General features: G+C 42.0%; 29 protein-coding genes. All 29 read right to left on the bottom strand.

Going from position 1 to position 17638, the window contains the following annotated elements; translation table 11 throughout:
* Window positions 1-3: 3 nt before the first annotated feature.
* The 29 genes from rplO to cls all read right to left on the bottom strand — a co-directional run bounded on the left by rplO (window position 4) and on the right by cls (window position 17580).
* Window positions 4-444, bottom strand: coding sequence for a 50S ribosomal protein L15 (rplO, locus tag HMPREF1518_RS10320; RefSeq protein WP_000766089.1), 441 nt, complete (start codon window positions 442-444; stop codon window positions 4-6).
* 143 nt (window positions 445-587) lie between these two features.
* Complete coding sequence (gene rpmD, locus HMPREF1518_RS10315; protein WP_000057241.1) at window positions 588-770, bottom strand: 50S ribosomal protein L30; 183 nt, start codon at window positions 768-770, stop codon at window positions 588-590.
* A gap of 13 nt (window positions 771-783) precedes the next feature.
* Window positions 784-1278 carry a 30S ribosomal protein S5 gene (gene rpsE, locus HMPREF1518_RS10310; protein ID WP_000874204.1) on the bottom strand — a complete coding sequence of 165 codons (495 nt, stop codon included), beginning with the start codon at window positions 1276-1278 and terminating at the stop codon, window positions 784-786.
* 17 nt (window positions 1279-1295) lie between these two features.
* Window positions 1296-1652 (bottom strand): 50S ribosomal protein L18, encoded by a 357-nt coding sequence (rplR, locus tag HMPREF1518_RS10305; protein ID WP_000624044.1) that lies wholly within the window; start codon window positions 1650-1652, stop codon window positions 1296-1298.
* Between the two features lie 83 nt (window positions 1653-1735).
* The gene (gene rplF, locus HMPREF1518_RS10300; protein WP_033585850.1) at window positions 1736-2272 is read right to left on the bottom strand and encodes a 50S ribosomal protein L6; all 537 of its coding nucleotides are present in this window, start codon (window positions 2270-2272) and stop codon (window positions 1736-1738) included.
* 187 nt (window positions 2273-2459) lie between these two features.
* Entirely contained in the window at window positions 2460-2858 is a 399-nt protein-coding gene (gene rpsH, locus HMPREF1518_RS10295) for a 30S ribosomal protein S8 (RefSeq protein ID WP_000245504.1), read from the bottom strand.
* Window positions 2859-3071: 213 nt separating this feature from the next.
* Entirely contained in the window at window positions 3072-3257 is a 186-nt protein-coding gene (locus HMPREF1518_RS10290) for a type Z 30S ribosomal protein S14 (RefSeq protein ID WP_001085697.1), read from the bottom strand.
* Window positions 3258-3274: 17 nt separating this feature from the next.
* On the bottom strand, window positions 3275-3817 hold the full coding sequence (gene rplE / locus HMPREF1518_RS10285) for a 50S ribosomal protein L5 (RefSeq protein WP_000013542.1): 543 nt from the start codon (window positions 3815-3817) through the stop codon (window positions 3275-3277).
* A gap of 23 nt (window positions 3818-3840) precedes the next feature.
* Window positions 3841-4146 carry a 50S ribosomal protein L24 gene (gene rplX / locus HMPREF1518_RS10280; protein ID WP_000497691.1) on the bottom strand — a complete coding sequence of 102 codons (306 nt, stop codon included), beginning with the start codon at window positions 4144-4146 and terminating at the stop codon, window positions 3841-3843.
* Between the two features lie 77 nt (window positions 4147-4223).
* The gene (rplN, locus tag HMPREF1518_RS10275; protein WP_000616547.1) at window positions 4224-4592 is read right to left on the bottom strand and encodes a 50S ribosomal protein L14; all 369 of its coding nucleotides are present in this window, start codon (window positions 4590-4592) and stop codon (window positions 4224-4226) included.
* Window positions 4593-4617: 25 nt separating this feature from the next.
* Complete coding sequence (gene rpsQ / locus HMPREF1518_RS10270; RefSeq protein ID WP_000440801.1) at window positions 4618-4878, bottom strand: 30S ribosomal protein S17; 261 nt, start codon at window positions 4876-4878, stop codon at window positions 4618-4620.
* Between the two features lie 24 nt (window positions 4879-4902).
* A complete protein-coding gene (rpmC, locus tag HMPREF1518_RS10265; RefSeq protein ID WP_000772918.1) occupies window positions 4903-5109 on the bottom strand; it encodes a 50S ribosomal protein L29 in 207 nt (68 codons plus the stop codon).
* A gap of 9 nt (window positions 5110-5118) precedes the next feature.
* Window positions 5119-5532 carry a 50S ribosomal protein L16 gene (gene rplP, locus HMPREF1518_RS10260; RefSeq protein ID WP_000960947.1) on the bottom strand — a complete coding sequence of 138 codons (414 nt, stop codon included), beginning with the start codon at window positions 5530-5532 and terminating at the stop codon, window positions 5119-5121.
* Between the two features lie 3 nt (window positions 5533-5535).
* A complete protein-coding gene (gene rpsC / locus HMPREF1518_RS10255; protein WP_000529936.1) occupies window positions 5536-6189 on the bottom strand; it encodes a 30S ribosomal protein S3 in 654 nt (217 codons plus the stop codon).
* 12 nt (window positions 6190-6201) lie between these two features.
* Window positions 6202-6546 carry a 50S ribosomal protein L22 gene (gene rplV, locus HMPREF1518_RS10250; protein WP_000818137.1) on the bottom strand — a complete coding sequence of 115 codons (345 nt, stop codon included), beginning with the start codon at window positions 6544-6546 and terminating at the stop codon, window positions 6202-6204.
* A gap of 11 nt (window positions 6547-6557) precedes the next feature.
* On the bottom strand, window positions 6558-6839 hold the full coding sequence (gene rpsS / locus HMPREF1518_RS10245; RefSeq protein WP_000533766.1) for a 30S ribosomal protein S19: 282 nt from the start codon (window positions 6837-6839) through the stop codon (window positions 6558-6560).
* Window positions 6840-6941: 102 nt separating this feature from the next.
* Complete coding sequence (gene rplB / locus HMPREF1518_RS10240; RefSeq protein WP_033585849.1) at window positions 6942-7775, bottom strand: 50S ribosomal protein L2; 834 nt, start codon at window positions 7773-7775, stop codon at window positions 6942-6944.
* Window positions 7776-7792: 17 nt separating this feature from the next.
* On the bottom strand, window positions 7793-8089 hold the full coding sequence (locus HMPREF1518_RS10235) for a 50S ribosomal protein L23 (protein ID WP_001055347.1): 297 nt from the start codon (window positions 8087-8089) through the stop codon (window positions 7793-7795).
* Window positions 8089-8712 (bottom strand): 50S ribosomal protein L4, encoded by a 624-nt coding sequence (gene rplD / locus HMPREF1518_RS10230; protein WP_000024537.1) that lies wholly within the window; start codon window positions 8710-8712, stop codon window positions 8089-8091. The genes HMPREF1518_RS10235 and rplD overlap by 1 nt, the downstream gene beginning before the upstream one ends.
* 24 nt (window positions 8713-8736) lie before the next feature.
* On the bottom strand, window positions 8737-9363 hold the full coding sequence (gene rplC / locus HMPREF1518_RS10225; protein ID WP_033585848.1) for a 50S ribosomal protein L3: 627 nt from the start codon (window positions 9361-9363) through the stop codon (window positions 8737-8739).
* An 82-nt stretch (window positions 9364-9445) separates the two neighbouring features.
* Window positions 9446-9754: a 30S ribosomal protein S10 gene (rpsJ, locus tag HMPREF1518_RS10220; protein WP_001284513.1), complete on the bottom strand. Its 309-nt coding sequence runs from the start codon at window positions 9752-9754 to the stop codon at window positions 9446-9448.
* 265 nt (window positions 9755-10019) lie between these two features.
* Window positions 10020-10646 (bottom strand): uridine kinase family protein, encoded by a 627-nt coding sequence (locus tag HMPREF1518_RS10215; RefSeq protein ID WP_033585847.1) that lies wholly within the window; start codon window positions 10644-10646, stop codon window positions 10020-10022.
* Complete coding sequence (nrdG, locus tag HMPREF1518_RS10210; protein WP_033585846.1) at window positions 10643-11239, bottom strand: anaerobic ribonucleoside-triphosphate reductase activating protein; 597 nt, start codon at window positions 11237-11239, stop codon at window positions 10643-10645. Before nrdG ends, HMPREF1518_RS10215 begins: the two co-directional genes overlap by 4 nt.
* Before the next feature lie 4 nt (window positions 11240-11243).
* On the bottom strand, window positions 11244-11744 hold the full coding sequence (locus HMPREF1518_RS10205; RefSeq protein WP_033585845.1) for a GNAT family N-acetyltransferase: 501 nt from the start codon (window positions 11742-11744) through the stop codon (window positions 11244-11246).
* Between the two features lie 43 nt (window positions 11745-11787).
* Window positions 11788-11928 carry a hypothetical protein gene (locus HMPREF1518_RS10200; protein WP_000521625.1) on the bottom strand — a complete coding sequence of 47 codons (141 nt, stop codon included), beginning with the start codon at window positions 11926-11928 and terminating at the stop codon, window positions 11788-11790.
* Between the two features lie 11 nt (window positions 11929-11939).
* Window positions 11940-14147: an anaerobic ribonucleoside-triphosphate reductase gene (nrdD, locus tag HMPREF1518_RS10195; RefSeq protein WP_033585844.1), complete on the bottom strand. Its 2208-nt coding sequence runs from the start codon at window positions 14145-14147 to the stop codon at window positions 11940-11942.
* 128 nt (window positions 14148-14275) lie between these two features.
* Window positions 14276-15793, bottom strand: a complete 1518-nt coding sequence (locus tag HMPREF1518_RS10190) for a hypothetical protein (protein ID WP_033585843.1) — start codon at window positions 15791-15793, stop codon at window positions 14276-14278.
* Between the two features lie 35 nt (window positions 15794-15828).
* Complete coding sequence (locus HMPREF1518_RS10950; RefSeq protein WP_000933182.1) at window positions 15829-15972, bottom strand: hypothetical protein; 144 nt, start codon at window positions 15970-15972, stop codon at window positions 15829-15831.
* Between the two features lie 75 nt (window positions 15973-16047).
* Complete coding sequence (gene cls, locus HMPREF1518_RS10185) at window positions 16048-17580, bottom strand: cardiolipin synthase (protein WP_033585842.1); 1533 nt, start codon at window positions 17578-17580, stop codon at window positions 16048-16050.
* Window positions 17581-17638: the final 58 nt, after the last annotated feature.

Genomic DNA, 17638 nt, shown 5'->3' with positions numbered 1-17638 from the left:
CTCTTAGATGACTTCTACAGAACCACCTTTAGCAGTGATAGCTTCCTCAGCTGATTTAGAGAATTTAGCTGCTTTAACAGTCAATTTCTTAGTCAATTCACCGTTACCAAGAATTTTAACGCCTGATTTTTCAGCTTTCACAATTCCTGCTTCGATAAGCACAACTGGAGTCACTTCAGCACCATCTTCAAAGACGTTCAATTGGTCAAGGTTTACAATTGCGTATTCTTTAGCGTTGATGTTAGTGAATCCACGTTTTGGAAGACGACGGAACAATGGAGTTTGTCCACCCTCAAAACCAAGGCGAACTCCGCCACCGCTACGAGCTTTTTGACCTTTTTGACCGCGACCAGATGTTTTACCGTTACCTGATGAAGTACCACGACCAACACGGTTACGTACTTTACGAGAACCTTCTGCAGGTTTCAATTCATGAAGTTTCATTATTATTTTCTCCTCTTTTGTAAAATGCTAGCGCCGATAAGAGAGAAAAGGTTGTCTCCCTTATCAACTCGCCTATACATCGTCATCTTAGATGACTATATCTAGTTTTAGGGGATGAGTATTGCCACATCCCCTAAAAATCATTAGTTTACTTCTTCAACTGTTACCAAGTGAGATACTGCAGTGATCATACCACGGATAGCAGCATTGTCTTCTTTAATAACAGAGCTGTTCAATTTGCCAAGTCCAAGTGCTACAACAGTTTTACGTTGTGATGGAATGCGTCCGATTGGAGACTTAGTCAAAGTAATTTTAATTTGAGCCATTTTATCCCCTTTCTTATGCCAAATCAGAAACTGAAATACCACGAAGGGCAGCAACTTCTTCAGCGCGTTTCAATTGTTTCAAACCTTCAACAGTTGCGCGAACAATGTTGATTGGAGTGTTAGAACCAAGTGATTTAGATGTAATATCTGCCACACCTGCCAATTCCACAACGGCACGAACTGCACCACCAGCGGCAACTCCAGAACCTTCTACAGCAGGTTTCAACAATACTTTAGCTCCACCGAATTCTGAAAGAACTTCGTGTGGGATTGTTGTTCCAACCATAGGAACTTCAATCAAGTTTTTCTTAGCATCTTCTACTGCTTTGCGGATTGCTTCTGGAACTTCTTGAGCTTTACCAGTACCAAATCCTACACGACCGTTGTGGTCACCGACAACAACAAGAGCTGCGAAACGAAGACGACGTCCACCTTTAACAACTTTTGTAACACGGTTGACAGCAACTACGCGTTCTTCTAATTCAACTGCATTGTCTTTAAATGCCATTTTCTAGTGTCCTCCTATTAGAATTTCAATCCGTTTTCACGAGCTGCATCAGCCAAAGCTTTCACACGTCCGTGATATAGATATCCACCGCGGTCGAACACCACTTCTGAAATACCTTTAGCGTTTGCACGTTCTGCAACGAGTTTACCGACAGCAACGGCTTGTTCAGTTTTAGTTCCTTTTGAAACTTCTTTGTCAAGAGTTGAAGCACTTGCGAGCGTTACACCCGCTACGTCATCAATCACTTGAGCGTAGATGCCTGTATTAGAACGGAATACGTTCAAACGTGGGCGATCAGCAGTTCCAGAGAGTTTTCCGCGAACGCGACGGTGGCGTTTTTGACGGAGTTTGTTTTTATCTGGTTTAGAAATCACAGTTTTCACCTCTTTAGTTTTAAATCGCGTGCTATGCACAAAGTTGGAAAATAGGTTGGTGGTTGAAAATCAACCACTCAACATTATTTACCTGTTTTACCTTCTTTAAGACGAACGTACTCTCCAACGTAACGAATACCTTTACCTTTGTAAGGTTCTGGTGAACGAAGGCTACGTACGTAAGCAGCTGTTTGCCCAACCACTTCTTTTGAAATTCCGCTAACAACAATTGTTGTTGGGTTTGGAAGTTCAAAAGTAATCCCTTCTGGAGCTTCAACTTCATCTGGATGAGATTTACCAACAGCCAAAACAAGTTTTGATCCTTGAAGTTGTGCACGGTAACCAACCCCACGCATTTCAAGTTCTTTCTTGAATCCTTCTGATACACCAATTACCATGTTGTTCAAAAGGGCACGAGTAGTTCCGTGGATAGTTTTCATTTCTTTTGAATCGTTTGGACGGTGAAGAGTTACTTCATTACCTTCCACGCGAATTTCAATATCTTTTGAGAACTTACGAGTAAGTTCTCCTTTAGGTCCTTTTACAGTTACTACGTTGTCATTGTTAGTGACTTCAACACCAGCAGGCAACACGATAACTTTATTACCAATACGTGACATGTTTATTTTCTCCTGTTAAATTGTCAGGCCTTGACGGCCAGTTTTCACGGGGTTAAATCGATTTCTCGATTTAAAGGAACATTTAGGTTTCAATTTCAAAGTGAATCTAGGCATCGTCTCGCAGGCATAACTTTGGGTTAGGCAAGAGACAATAACGAAGAGTCACAAAGAAATTGGGAGCTAAATATTACCAAACGTAAGCGATAACTTCCCCACCAACGTTCTTTTGGCGAGCTTCTTTATCAGTAAGCAAACCTTCAGAAGTTGAAAGGATAGCAATTCCAAGTCCGTTAAGTACTTTTGGAAGATCTTCACGTTTTTTGTAGACACGAAGTCCTGGTTTAGAAACACGTTTCAAGTTAGTGATAACTTTTTCACCGTTTGGTCCGTATTTAAGGAATACACGGATGATGCCTTGTTTGTCATCTTCGATGATTTCAACGTTTTTTACAAAACCTTCGCGTTTAAGGATTTCAGCAATCCCTTTTTTGATGTTTGATGCAGGTACTTCAAGTACTTCGTGTTTCGCTTGGTTAGCGTTACGAATACGAGTTAGGAAGTCTGCGATTGGGTCAGTCATAACCATTTTGTTTTTCTCCTCTTACTAGTAGTTTGCAAGTTGCACTTGCTAGTTAATGATTGAGCTGGGCTCAGATAGTATTGACACATTCAAATGAGAGAACTCTTATTTGAACACGAGCTACAACCTGTGCAAAAAAGATAAATTTGTTTTGGAGCATCGCTCCCTCACCAAATTTCCTATTTTTGCTGTGGTTGTTACGCTCTTTGTATCATGATATTACCAAGATGCTTTTGTTACACCAGGAATTTGTCCTTTGTAAGCTAATTCACGGAAGCAAACACGGCAAAGTTTAAATTTGCGGTAAACTGAATGTGGACGACCACATTTTTCACAACGAGTATAAGCTTGAGTAGAGAACTTCGCTGGACGTTTGTTCTTAGCAATCATTGATTTTTTAGCCATTAGATTTACCTCCTATATTATTTTGCAAAAGGCATTCCAAGGCCTGTAAGCAATGCACGTGACTCTTCGTCAGTGTTAGCAGTTGTTACGATAACGATGTCAAGACCACGAGTTTTGTCAACGTCATCAAAGTTGATTTCTGGGAAGATCAATTGTTCTTTCACACCAAGAGTGTAGTTTCCGCGTCCATCAAATGATTTTGTTGGAACACCGTGGAAGTCACGCACACGTGGAAGTGAAACTGAAACCAATTTATCCAAGAATTCGTACATACGTTCCCCACGAAGGGTAACTTTTGCACCGATCGCTACACCTTCACGAAGACGGAAGCCGGCGATTGATTTTTTAGCTTTAGTGATAAGTGGTTTTTGACCTGAGATAAGCGCCAATTCTTCAGCAGCTTTTTCAAGGCTTTTAGCGTTTGATACAGCTTCACCAACACCCATGTTCAAAACGATCTTATCTACTTTAGGCACAGCCATCACTGATGAGTAGTTGAATTGTTCTGTCAAAGCAGGAACTACTTCATTAAGATATTTTTCTTTTAAACGATTTGCCATTATACTTCTCCTTTCCTTCGTGATTAATCAAGCACTTCGCCTGATTTTTTGTTGTAGCGAACTTTTTTACCGTCTACAAATTTGTAACCAACACGACCAGCTACACCATTTTTGTCCAATACTTGAACGTTTGATACGTGGATAGCTGCTTCTTTCTCGATGATACCACCTTGAGGAAGCTCGTTAGTTGGACGTTGGTGTTTCTTAACGATGTTAACACCTTCAACGATAACTTTGTTTACTTTTGGAAGGGCAGTAAGGACAACAGCTTCTGTTCCCTTATCTTTACCAGCGATTACGCGAACTTTGTCGCCTTTTTTTACAAACATTAGGTTTCTCCTTAATTTTTCTTACGCCCACAAGGGCACCCTAGCTTGAAGCTAGGGGACTAGTTTGTTTCTAAAAATTAAAGTACTTCTGGAGCAAGTGACACGATCTTCATGAAGCCACCTTCACGCAATTCACGTGCAACTGGGCCAAAGATACGTGTTCCGCGAGGAGTTTTGTCATCACGGATGATAACAGCTGCATTTTCGTCAAACTTGATGTATGAACCATCAGCGCGACGAGCACCTGATTTAGTACGAACGATAACAGCTTTTACAACGTCACCTTTTTTAACCGCACCACCAGGAGTAGCTTGTTTTACAGATGCCACAATGACATCACCGATGTTCGCAAATTTACGTTTAGAACCACCAAGAACTTTGATAGTCAAGATTTCGCGTGCACCGCTGTTGTCTGCGACTTTCAAACGAGTTTCTGTTTGAATCATTTCAGTTTTCTCCTTTCAGGCTTGATTAGATGATAACCGCTTCTTCAACAACTTCTACAAGACGGAAACGTTTTGTAGCTGAAAGCGGGCGAGTTTCCATGATACGTACGATATCGCCTTCTTTGGCAACATTGTTTTCATCATGTGCTTTGTATTTTTTAGAGTAGTTAATACGTTTACCATAGACTGGGTGGTTACGTTTTGTTTCAACTACAACTGTGATTGTCTTGTCCATTTTGTCAGATACAACACGTCCAACAAGAACTTTACGATTATTGCGTTCCATTGAAATTTCTCCTTCCCTAGTCTATTATTTCGCTTCAGATTGAACTGTTTTGATACGAGCGATTTGTTTTTTAACTTCTTTCAAGCGAGCTGTTTGTTCCAATTGACCAGTAGCAGCTTGGAAACGAAGTTCAAACAATTCTTTTTTCAATTCGTTTTCGCGCTTCGCGAGTTCTTCTTGAGAAAGACCACGAAGTTCTTTAACAAATTCTTTTACTTCATTAAGTTTCATGCCTTCTCCTTATTCTGCTTCACGTTTTACGAATTTAGTTTTAACTGGCAATTTGTGGCTAGCAAGACGAAGCGCTTCACGTGCAATCTCTTCAGATACACCAGCGATTTCGAACATCACTTTACCACGTTTAACTGGTGCTACCCAACCTTCAGGTGCCCCTTTACCAGATCCCATACGCACACCGATAGCTTTAGCAGTGTATGATTTGTGTGGGAAGATTTTAATCCAAACTTTACCACCACGTTTCATGTAACGAGTCATGGCGATACGAGCAGCTTCGATTTGGCGGTTAGTGATCCAGTGGCTAGTTGTAGCTTGAAGACCGTATTCACCGAATGCTACTTCTTTTCCACCTTTTGCTTCACCGCGCATTTTTCCACGGAATTCACGACGGTGTTTAACACGTTTAGGTACTAACATTGGTTATTTACCTCCTTTAGTGTTTTTACGAGCTGGAAGAACTTCACCACGGTAGATCCATACTTTAACACCAAGTTTACCGTATGTAGTATCTGCTTCTTCCCAAGCGTAATCGATATCTGCACGAAGTGTGTGGAGTGGAACAGTTCCTTCTGAGTATCCTTCAGCACGGGCGATATCTGCACCGTTCAAACGACCTGATACTTGAGTTTTGATTCCTTTAGCTCCAGCACGCATTGCACGTTGGATTGCTTGTTTTTGTGCACGACGGAAAGCGACACGTTGCTCCAATTGACGAGCAATTCCTTCACCTACAAGGTGAGCATCCAAATCAGGTTGTTTGATTTCGATGATGTTGATGTGTACTTGTTTTCCAGTCAATTTGTTAAGTTTTGCACGGAGTGCATCAACGTTAGCACCACCTTTACCGATAACCATACCTGGTTTAGCAGTGTGAAGTGAAACGTTAACTTTGTTTACTGCGCGTTCAATTTCGATAGTTGAAACTGCTGCGTCAGCAAGTTCTTTTTGAACGAATTTACGGATTGCAAGATCTTCATGAAGGTAATCCGCGTATTCTTTTTCAGCATACCATTTGGCATCCCAATCACGGATGATGCCGACACGCATACCAATTGGATGTACTTTTTGACCCACGATGTTACCTCCTTATTTTTCTGCAACAGCCACAGTGATGTGAGCTGTACGTTTGTTGATTGGTGAAGCTGAACCTTTCGCACGTGGACGGAAACGTTTCATAGTTGGTCCTTCGTTTGCGAATGCTTCAGATACTACCAAGTTAGCTTTGTCCAAACCAAAGTTGTTTTCAGCGTTAGCTACAGCTGAGTTCAAAACTTTCAAGATGATTTCAGCAGCTTTGTTTGGAGTGAATGTCAAGATTGCAATAGCATCGGCTACGCTTTTACCACGGATGTTGTCAAGAACAAGACGTGATTTACGAGGTGAAACACGTACTGTACGAGCCATTGCTTTAGCTGAAGTAATTTCTGCCATTTATGTTCTCCTTATTTTCTACGTGTTTTCTTGTCGTCTGCAGCGTGACCTTTGTAAGTACGAGTTGGTGCAAATTCACCAAGTTTGTGACCTACCATGTCTTCTTGGATGTAAACAGGTACGTGTTTACGTCCGTCATAAACTGCGATAGTGTAACCAATGAAACTTGGGAAGATCGTTGAACGACGTGACCAAGTTTTGATAACTTTTTTCTTTTCGTCGTTAGCTTGAGCTTCAACTTTTTTCATCAAATGCTCATCGACGAAAGGTCCTTTTTTAAGACTGCGTCCCATTTTATATTTTCTCCTTTAAATGTTGTACCACAGCGGCTTGCGCTCACATAGAGCGCTACCGAGCTGGCGGATTTCCTAGTTGCTTAGGCGACTAGTTTACTATTATTTCTCGTTGCGACGACGAACGATAAGTTTGTCAGATTTCGCTTTCTTGTTACGAGTTTTAAGACCAAGAGCAGGTTTGCCCCATGGAGTAGATGGCGCTTTACGACCAACTGGTGCTTTACCTTCACCACCACCGTGTGGGTGATCGTTAGGGTTCATTACAGAACCACGAACTGTTGGGCGGATACCTTTCCAACGGCTACGTCCTGCTTTACCAAGGTTCACAAGTCCATGTTGTTCGTTACCGACAACACCAACTGTAGCACGACAAGTTCCAAGAATCATACGAACTTCGCCAGATTGAAGACGAACAAGAACGTACTTACCTTCTTGACCCAATACTTGAGCAGAAGCTCCAGCTGCACGAACTAATTCTCCACCACGACCTGGTTTCAACTCGATGTTGTGGATCAAAGTACCAACTGGGATGTTAGCAAGTGGAAGAGCGTTTCCGACTTTGATATCTGCTTCTGGACCTGAAACGATACGTTGACCTACTTCAAGACCTTTTGGAGCGATAATGTATGCTTTCACACCGTCAGTGTAGTGTACAAGAGCGATGTTTGCAGAACGGTTTGGATCGTACTCGATAGTTTTAACAACTGCTTCAACGTTGTCTTTGTTACGTTTGAAGTCAACCAAACGGTAGAAACGTTTGTGTCCACCACCTTGGTGACGAACAGTGATACGACCGTTGTTGTTACGACCAGCCTTGCTCTTCAAAGCAACAAGCAATGTTTTTTCAGGAGTGCTTGTTGTGATTTCAGTGAAATCCAAAGAAGTCATATTACGGCGACCGTTTGTTGTTGGTTTATAAACACGAATTCCCACGATATTTCCTCCTTAGATTATTCAGCTTCAGCAGCAAACAACTCGATTGCTTTTGAATCAGCTGTAAGTGTGATGATAGCTTTTTTAGTTTTGTTAGTAAAACCAGTGTAACGTCCAACACGTTTTGCTTTTGGTTTTACGTTGATTGTGTTAACATTGGCAACTTTAACACCTTCGAAAGCAGCTTCAACAGCTTGCTTAATCAAAAGTTTGTGTGCACGAGTGTCAACTTCAAATACATATTTTCCTGCTTCAAGTTGAGCCATTGAGCTTTCAGTGATGACAGGTTTTTTGATAACATCATACAAATTCATTATGCAAGAACCTCCTCGATTTTAGAGATAGCTGCTTGTGTGACAAGAAGTTTGTCGCTATTTGCGATGTCAAGAACACTTGCAGTTGTAGCAGTTGCAACTTTCACATTTGGAAGGTTACGAGCTGAAAGAGCTGCGAATTCATTTCCTTCTTCAAGGATAACAAGAACTTTTGAATCGATGCTCAATGCTGCAAGAACTTTTGCAAATTCAGCAGTTTTTGGAGCTGTAAATGAAAGAGCGTCTACAGCTACGAATTTGTTTTCAGCAACTTTTTCAGAGTAAACTGATTTAAGAGCTAGGCGACGAACTTTTTGTGGAAGTTTGTAGCCGTATGAACGTGGAGTTGGTCCGAAGACAACACCACCACCACGCCATTGTGGTGAGCGAATAGAACCTTGACGAGCACGTCCAGTTCCTTTTTGACGCCATGGTTTGCGTCCACCACCTGATACTGCAGAGCGGTTTTTAACAGCGTGTGTTCCTTGACGAAGGCTTGCGCGTTGGCTGATGATTACATCAAACACAACTGATTCATTTGGTTCGATACCAAATACTGCATCGTTAAGAACAACTTGGCCAGCTTCTTTACCAGTTTGGTCAAATAATGTTACGTTTGCCATTGTGACTGATTTCCCCTTTCTTTATTATTTACCAGCTTTAACTGCTGATTTGATAGTGATAAGAGATTTCTTAGCACCTGGTACGTTACCTTTGATAAGGATAACGTTCTTTTCTGGAACAACTTGTACAACTTCAAGGTTTTGAATTGTTACGCGGTCGCCACCCATACGTCCTGCAAGGTTTTTACCTTTGAATACGCGGTTAGGCGCAACAGGTCCCATAGAACCTGGACGACGGTGGTAACGAGAACCGTGAGCCATTGGTCCACGTGATTGTCCGTGGCGTTTGATAACACCTTGGAAACCTTTACCTTTAGAAGTACCAGTTACATCAACAACGTCTCCAGCTGCGAATGTTTCAACTGTGATTTCAGCACCAACTTCCAAGCCTTCAACGTTTTTGAATTCACGAATGAAGCGCTTAGGAGCCGTGTTAGCTTTCGCTACATGTCCTTTAGCAGGTTTGTTGCTCAATACTTCGCGTTTGTCATCGAAACCAACTTGGATAGCGTTATATCCGTCTGTTTCTACAGTTTTAACTTGAAGAACAACGTTTGGAGTTGCTTCAATAACTGTTACAGGGATCAATTCGCCAGCTTCAGTGAAGATTTGAGTCATTCCCACTTTTTCCCCTAAGATTCCTTTTGTCATGAGAAAATAGTTCCTTTTCTATATTTTTTATTCAAAAAGTTTTTAACGAGCGTTTTTCATGCTCAAGGTTTCAAACTTTGGATTAAAGTTTGATTTCTACGTTTACACCACTTGGAAGATCCAATTTCATCAACGCATCAACTGTTTTTTGAGTTGGGTTAACGATATCGATCAAACGTTTGTGTGTACGCATTTCGAATTGTTCGCGAGAGTCTTTGTATTTGTGAGTCGCACGAATGATTGTGTAGAGGCTACGTTCAGTTGGAAGTGGGATTGGACCCGCAACTTGTGCACCTGTACGAGTAGCTGATTCTACGATTTTAGCAGCCGCTGTGTCAAGCGTACGGTGTTCGTAAGCTTTCAAACGGATACGGATTTTTTTGTTTGCCATCTTTTTCTCCTTTTCGTCTATTTAAGATAATAGGCTAGCTCCACAAGAAAACCGACGCGCGTTGCGTGGCAATGCAACCGAGCGTGTCGCAACCTCTTGCATCAAAGCTAAGGCTGTAATTTACAGCACCATAATAGAATAACACAAAGCCCCTGCGATTGCAAGGGATTTGTGAGCTTTTTTTCGTTTTTTGGGGATGAAACTGTTTTCCTATTTCATCTTCATACAATTACTAATTTACGACTATTAAAACCAATCTTTTCTTCTATATAATACGAGTCATTTTGACTTTGAATTTATCTTCTGATTGATCCACTAAGATATCTGCTTTAGACTCGGTTTCTCTGTAGTATTGCAGATACTGCTCCCGTCTCATCTGATGGCTAGCTAACACAAAGGAAGCATCTCGATTTCTCATAATCGTATCTCGAGATAGGCGCCTCTTTAATTCTGTTTCTTCATCCGTGTAGAAACAGATGGTTTTGTCAAAGAGTTCCTTGGTTAGAAAACCCACAGACATCCCTTCAACAATCAGAATCGGTTTGGCTCCAGATAAGATCTCGCTAGCCTTCCAAGGTTCATCGATTGTTAAGATATCCATACCTGCCTGCAAGGCGAGAATATCTCTCTGCAAACTTGCCAGTTCATGCGCCACTGGCAGACAAGCTGTCACCTTTTGATCTGGCGCTTGCTTTGGCACTACCAGGTGACGTTCTGAAGTGATATAGGGATCTGTTTCTAGCAAATTTACTCTAGTAGAATCTAGGGCTTGATATAATTCCTGAGCGAAGGATGACTTGCCTGAAGCTCCATGACCGTATATTCCCAGCGTCCTAATTCCTCCCGTTTCGATCTCTGAAACCAGTTGTTCTATCAGGTCTTTTTTCTTCATTCTCTCTTCACCTGTTCATAGCTTTCTTTTCCGTCATTAAGCTTGTCCCAAATCACCACTTGCCCTCTTTTGAGGGATTTTTGCACATCAATAATCCGTTGATTGGACGAACCTCGAAACTGGAGCATGAGATTGCGCTTGCTTTTATCATACCGTCCATCGACAAGGATGTCAATCAGCGACAAGAGTTCCAATTTGTCTGGAGTCTCCAGCATCATTTCTTCCCACGTGTAGCCCGTCCAGGACCAGATGTCTTTGTCTGGCAATTCCTTTCGAATGCGCTTAACGAGAGGTAAGAGGATACCTGTATTAAGAAAAGGTTCTCCTCCCAGCAGGGTCAATCCTTGAACATAGGGTTGGGCAAGGTCTTCCATGATTTGTTCTTCTAATTCTGCCGTATAAGGAATCCCTGCATTGAAAGACCAAGTCGCAACATTATAGCACCCCTCGCAGTGAAACATGCAACCTGATACATAGAGAGAGTTTCGCACACCTTCTCCATCGACAAAGTTAAAGGCCTTATAATCAATGATACGCCCTTTACTAAGTTCCTCACTTTTCCATTCACCTGGTTTTGGTGTATTCCATGTCATCCTTTTACTCCAAATCTATCCAGTAACGTTCTACACTATTGCGAACATCCTCAAACACCCCACCATTTGCCACAATCACCGCCCTACTAGCAGGATTTTCCGTACTACAGGTCACAAGTGCTTTTTTTATGTTCTTCTCCTTGGCAACTTGTAGACCTTGTCGGAGGGATTCTTTGGCATAACCCTTACCTCTTTCAGATGGACGAATGGAGTAGCCAATATGGCCCCCATTTTCTAGTAAGTAGTCATTTAATCGGAGACGAAGGTTGAGAAAGCCAAGAGCCTGGCCTGCTACGTCAAAACTAACCAGCTGGATAGCAGGAACCCAGTTTTCAGGAATATTGAGTCCCGCTTCCGCTTGAAGATTTTCTTCTAGCCACTCTTCATAAACAAAATTCTCAGCATCCCAAAATCCGCCATCGTGGGCTGATTGAGTCTGTTCAAACTCTGCCATCATCTCTAAAACTGTTTCTTTATCTGCTAATCTTGGTCTACGTAATTCCATCCTTACCTCCCGCTAAGAGAAAAGCGAGAGCGGACTCTCACTTTTATTTTTTCTTGTTCTTGTTTAAAAACTGTTCTCTGAGGTTGAGCAAGCGTTCTTTTTTACCTGTCCCACCTTTAGAGTGTTTCTCGTGATAACGGGTCACTTGTGCGCGTCCCTTATCGTCTAATTGGTATTTCCCCATTCCGTTTCCTTCTAATTTGTTACTTCATGTCCAGCTGTTTTGATAGTAGAGCCATTCATGTGTTTGACACGCGCAGCGATTTCCTTGTGGCGTCCGTTAACCATCGGGCGTGCTTGAGGATTGCCCAGATAACCACACGTACGTTTGACCACATCTACTGTTTTAGGGTCGCTATTGCCACAGTTGGGACAAGCAAATCCTCTCTCAGTTGGTTCAAAATCCCCTTCAAAGTCGCACTTGTAGCAACGATCAATCGGAGTATTGGTTCCTAGATAGCCGACACGGTCATAGGCATAGTCCCAGACAGCTTCCAGGGCCTTAGGATTTTGTTGAAGAACTGGATACTCACAATAGTGGATGAAACCACCTGACGCACCTGCTTCTGGATAAACTTTTTCAAAATCCAGTTTTTCAAACGGTGTTGGATTTTTACGGACATCATAGTGGAACGAGTTGGTGTAGTATTCCTTGTCTGTAATATCAGGAATAGAGCCGAACTTCTCTGTATCCAAGCGACAGAAGCGGTCTGTCAGACTTTCAGACGGTGTGGAGTAGATAGAGAAATGGTAACCATATTGGTCAGACCACTCTTCCACACGACGTTTCATATCGCGAATGATATCCAGAGTGAATTCCTTGGCTTCAGGATTGCTTTCCCAGCTGTTGCCAAAGAAGACAGTAGCCACTTCGTACAAACCGATGTAGCCCAGCGAAACTGTCGCACGGCGATTCTTAAAGAGTTGGTCAACACTTTCTTCTTTTCCGAGACGGCGACCGAAGGCTCCGTACTGATAGAGGATAGGGGCATTCGCTGGTGTTGCTTCCTTGGTTCTTTCCACACGGTAAACCAAGGCATCTTCCGCGATATTCATCCGCTCATTGAAGATTTCCCAGAACTTATTCAGATCTCCTTCAGACTCGAGGGCGATACGAGGCAGATTGACTGTCACAACACCTAGATTCATACGGCCTGAATTGACCTCAACACCATTTTCATCTTTCCAGCCTTGAAGGAAAGAACGGCAGCCCATAGGAACCTTGAAGGAGCCTGTCAACTCAATAATCTTATCGTAGGACAAGACATCTGGGTACATCCGCTTGGTTGCACACTCGAGGGCCAACTGTTTGATGTCGTAGTTAGGTGAACCTTCCTCTAAGTTGAGTCCTCTTTTCAATGTAAAGATGAGTTTAGGGAAGATAGCTGTACGGTGTTCTGAACCAAGTCCCTTGATTCGGATGGTCAAGATAGCTTTTTGAATTTCCCGTTCAAAACGACTAGTTCCTAGACCAAAACCTAGTGAAGTAAAAGGTGTTTGTCCATTTGAAGTGAAGAGAGTGTTGATTTCATACTCAAGAGATTGCATGGCATCGTAGATGTCTTTTTGGGTTTTTTTCCAAGCGTAATCTTCCCGTTTTTCGGGCAAGACCCACTCTTCCGCATCCTTGAGGTGTTTTTGATAATTCTTCTCTGCATATGGCGCCAATACTTCATCGATACGGTCAGCTGAGCAGCCCCCGTACTGGCTAGAAGCAACGTTAGCAATGATTTGTGAAATCTGAGCTGTCGCAGTCTGGATAGACTTGGGACTCTCTACCTCTGCATTTCCAATCTTAAAACCATTTTCCAACATGCCTTTAAAATCAATCAAACAGCAGTTGGTCATCGGAGTGTAGGGGCTGTAGTCCAAGTCATGATAGTGGATATCCCCTTTTTGATGAGCATTGGCTACGTGCTTAGGAAGCATTTGCAGTCCGATTGATTTCCCAACAATCCCTGCTGTCAAATCACGCTGGGTATTAAAGACATCACTGTCTTTATTGGCATTTTCATTGACAACTGCCTGATCTTTATTGAGAAGTTTATGGATACTAAAGTTGATATCTGTCGCTTTTGAGCGCTCAAAATCCCTTTGAGTCCGATAAGTGATATACTCCTCAGCCAGCCCATACTCTTTGGCTTCAAGGAGTTCATGTTCTACGACATTTTGAATTTCGTAAATCTTGACACCTTGAGGGAAGCGGCTGTGAATTTCAGTCACGATTCTTTCAACTAGACCATTTAGGCGTTTTTCTACTAGAGGCGTAACGTCCATAACCTTTTCCGCCGCCTTGTGGAGAGCCTTGTCAATCTTGTCTACATCAAACACCACACGTCTACCATCTCGTTTTTCAACGAACAAGGTGGGAACGGTTGCAAGCTTTTCTTCTAATACAATCATATCCATGCTCTTTTCTAAAATGTTGTTGAATAGTTTATATTCAGTATTATACCACTCTAAAAATAAAAATCAATATCTTGTGTCAAAAATCCTAAAATTTTTAAAATTACACAAGATATTGATTTTTGTTATTTTGATTTATAAAGTTTAAACTCGCTAGTATCTGTCTGAACAAGCTCATAGTTTTCACTGAGCCAGCTCTCTACATCTGACCACAAGGCAACTTTTTGATTGACCACAATCATCTTCGGTTGATTTTCTTTCAGGTCATTCATCAGTTTGGTTTTATTTTCATCGCTTGCAGTATAGAGTGTTGGAGTTGATAGAGAAGTCGGCGCCAAGCGTTCACTTGCACGGTAGAAATCAGGACGATCATCCCAAGCATAGACACGATCCTCAGAACTCGTTTGTTGTTTGACCACGCCAGCAAGACGTTCTCTCTCCTGATAAGTCACTGGGTGAGAAAGGTAGCGACTCACGATAGGAAGAACAATAAGGTAGGCAAGGGCAATCAGTGGTAGATAGAAATTTCCTTTGAGGAAAGAGGCTTTGTTCTCACGTCTTCTTCTACGACGACTGCCTCCATCAGAAACATTCTCTTTGATCCCTGTCAGAAGGAGCAAAGTCAAGAAAGGAAGAAGAGCAACGAGATGAGTACCGTTGACAGGTTCTTTTGAGAAAATCAAGAGCCCCAAAGAAAGCAATAAGCCCAAACTAGCAGCAATTGATAGGGAATACTGCTTAGCTGGTTTTGACTGGAATAAACCAGAAAAGAGCAAAGTAAGGGAACCTAGCCCAATGGCAAGTAAGCCATAGAAGGCTGCATTTTCAAGCAAATGTGCATTTGAAAAGAGGCTAAGAGTATTTACCGGATACAAGGTCTGGCTAATGGCATCCCCAAAACTACCTGTTAATACTGTATAGTACCCTAAAGGATAGAATAAGAGTGAGAACCCTAAGGCTGACGCAAAAAATTGATATAAACCATGAACAAAGTGACCTTTTCCTAAGTTAAAGCCGATGATGCCCAAGGCTAGTGTAGCTGCAAATAAGGCTGTTGGGATTGGCGCAAGGAAGAAAGCGAGAGCAAGGCTCATCCCCACTCGTACAAATCCTTTGTCATCCTTTGGAAAAGCTAGATAATTTGTAACGATACTCAATGAATAAAATAGGAAAGGTAGGGCTAGCAAGAGAGCATAACCACCACCAAAAGCGAGGCCTGCTACAAGCAAGTATAAAATAAAGACAACTCGCTTCGCTTCCTTTTCTTGGCCGGCAAGAGTATCCGCAGCCTTAAAAAGAAAAACTCCTGCTCCAAACAAGGCCAACCACTCAACCAAAGCAAGCAGAATACTTCCTAGAGAAAGATAGGTTAGCAAGTAATAGAGCAATCCATTCGTTCCAAAGTAATCTGTATACATTTGACCGTTTTGATGCAAGGCCCAACCGGTATAGAGATCCTGAGTTTGTTGCGGACTGACTACACCAAAAATAATAGGCAGGGCAACCGAAATGGCTGTGGCCACTAAACTCCAAAGCAAAATACTAAAAAAGGGAATGGGAGCTCCTTCTCGTTTTTCTGGTACTGACCAGTCTTGGTAATGAGATTCTTCTTGTTTCTCATCTATTTTCCCGTATACGTTCATTCAATTTCTCCTCTAAGTTTATCTGTTTTAGTATATCAAAATCTTACAGGAATGTCAGCTTGGGATTGATATTTGCTGAATTTCTTATCCAAAATCGCAAAGCGTTCGATTTCACGAAAACGGTGAAATCGACTATTTCTATACTCTCTGATAAAATCATCATCTTCTAGATTAAGCATGGTTCTCTCCTTTACTTATCTATTCGTAAGAAGAAAAAAATAAGATCCAGCCTTGGGCTAGATCTTGATGGATAGTTAAAGCATAGGCGCAAACAACTGGACAATTTCCTTGATCAGGCTTTGATACCAGCTTGTTTTGATGGTGTGGGGATAAATTTCTTGAGAAACTTTAAAAATCTCTTCAAAGTCCCTTTCAATATCGATGATGGACTGCGTTCTATAAAGCAAGACGGCATTTTCATAGTGATGAAGCAAACTCCGATAGTCAAAATTAATCGTCCCCACAGTAGCTGCCTCTCCATCAACAAGCATTTGCTTGCTATGAAGGAAGCCCGGGCTGTACTCATAAATACGAACTCCTGCAGATAACAAATCTGGATAGGCTCCCCGAGTAACTAACTGAATAACCTTCTTATCTGGGATACAAGGAGTCACAATTCGCACATCTACCCCTCTCAGAGCCGCATTTTTGATACTTTCAGTTAGATCATAGTCAGCGATCAGATAGGGAGTCGTGATATAAACATAGTCTGTGGATTGATTGATAAGGTTTTGATAGACCGTTTTTCCAACCTGGGCTCGGTAGATGGGTTTTGGTCCACTACTATAGGGAATACAGAGCCCCATCCCATCTTTGGGTTGATTTTCGAGATGGTATTGGTCAAAGTCGCTAATTTCCCCACGGTTGATATACCAGGTTGACAAAAAGAGTCTAGTAAAAGCCTTAACCGCCGATCCATCCAGGCGAATACCGCTATCCTTCCAGTAACCAAAGCGTTCGATATGGTTGATATACTCATCGGCCAGATTGGCACCACCTGTATAGGCAATTTGACCATCGATAATCATGATTTTACGGTGGTCACGGTTGTTATAGGCAACAGTCAAACGTGGAATCACCTTGTTAAATTTATGAGCTTCAATCCCTCGACCACGAAGCTGGATGGTGTAATCTCCAGGTAAGGTTGCCATACAACCAATATCATCATAGAGGAGCTTCACTTCTACCCCTTGAGCCGCCTTTTCTTCCAAAATCTCCAAAATACTATTCCACATCAAACCTTCTTCGATGATATAGTATTCGAGAAAGATAAACTTCTCTGCTTTCTTGAGATCCTCTAGCATCTGATGCCACATGCTTTTACCAGATGCAAAAAATTGGGTATCCGTTTGATTATAGACATCTGCATTCGTGTCCATGCTGAGGAGAGATTTGATAACTCCGTAAGCCGACTTGTCTTGTTCTTTTAACTCCAAACGGAGAGCTCTGCTATTGTCCTCTCTATCAACCATTGATTGGAGCTGCTTTAGTTGCTTCAATTCTTTTTTAGATAAACGGCGTTCTCCAAACATGATATAGAGCAAGGGACCAAATACTGGCACAAAGGCTACTAACAGCCATGTCACCTTACTCTCAGGATTCATAGACCGATTGACAATCGATACGATGGTCGCTAAGCTCACTAAAATGACTAGGATAATCCAGATAATCGGTGCCATCTGCCCTAGATAGAGAAATAAACCAAAGACGATAAACAACTCTGCCAACATGATAGTAATACTAAAACCATATTTGGACATGAGTAGCTGCATTTTTCTAGTTGTCATACATCCCCTTCCTTTTCTAACATTCTCCCTCACCGCTTGATAAACTAATCTTTCTACT

This window comes from Streptococcus sp. SR1, assembly GCF_000526075.1.
Classification (GTDB): domain Bacteria; phylum Bacillota; class Bacilli; order Lactobacillales; family Streptococcaceae; genus Streptococcus; species Streptococcus halitosis.
This window is presented reverse-complemented; position numbering and strand designations above follow the sequence as displayed.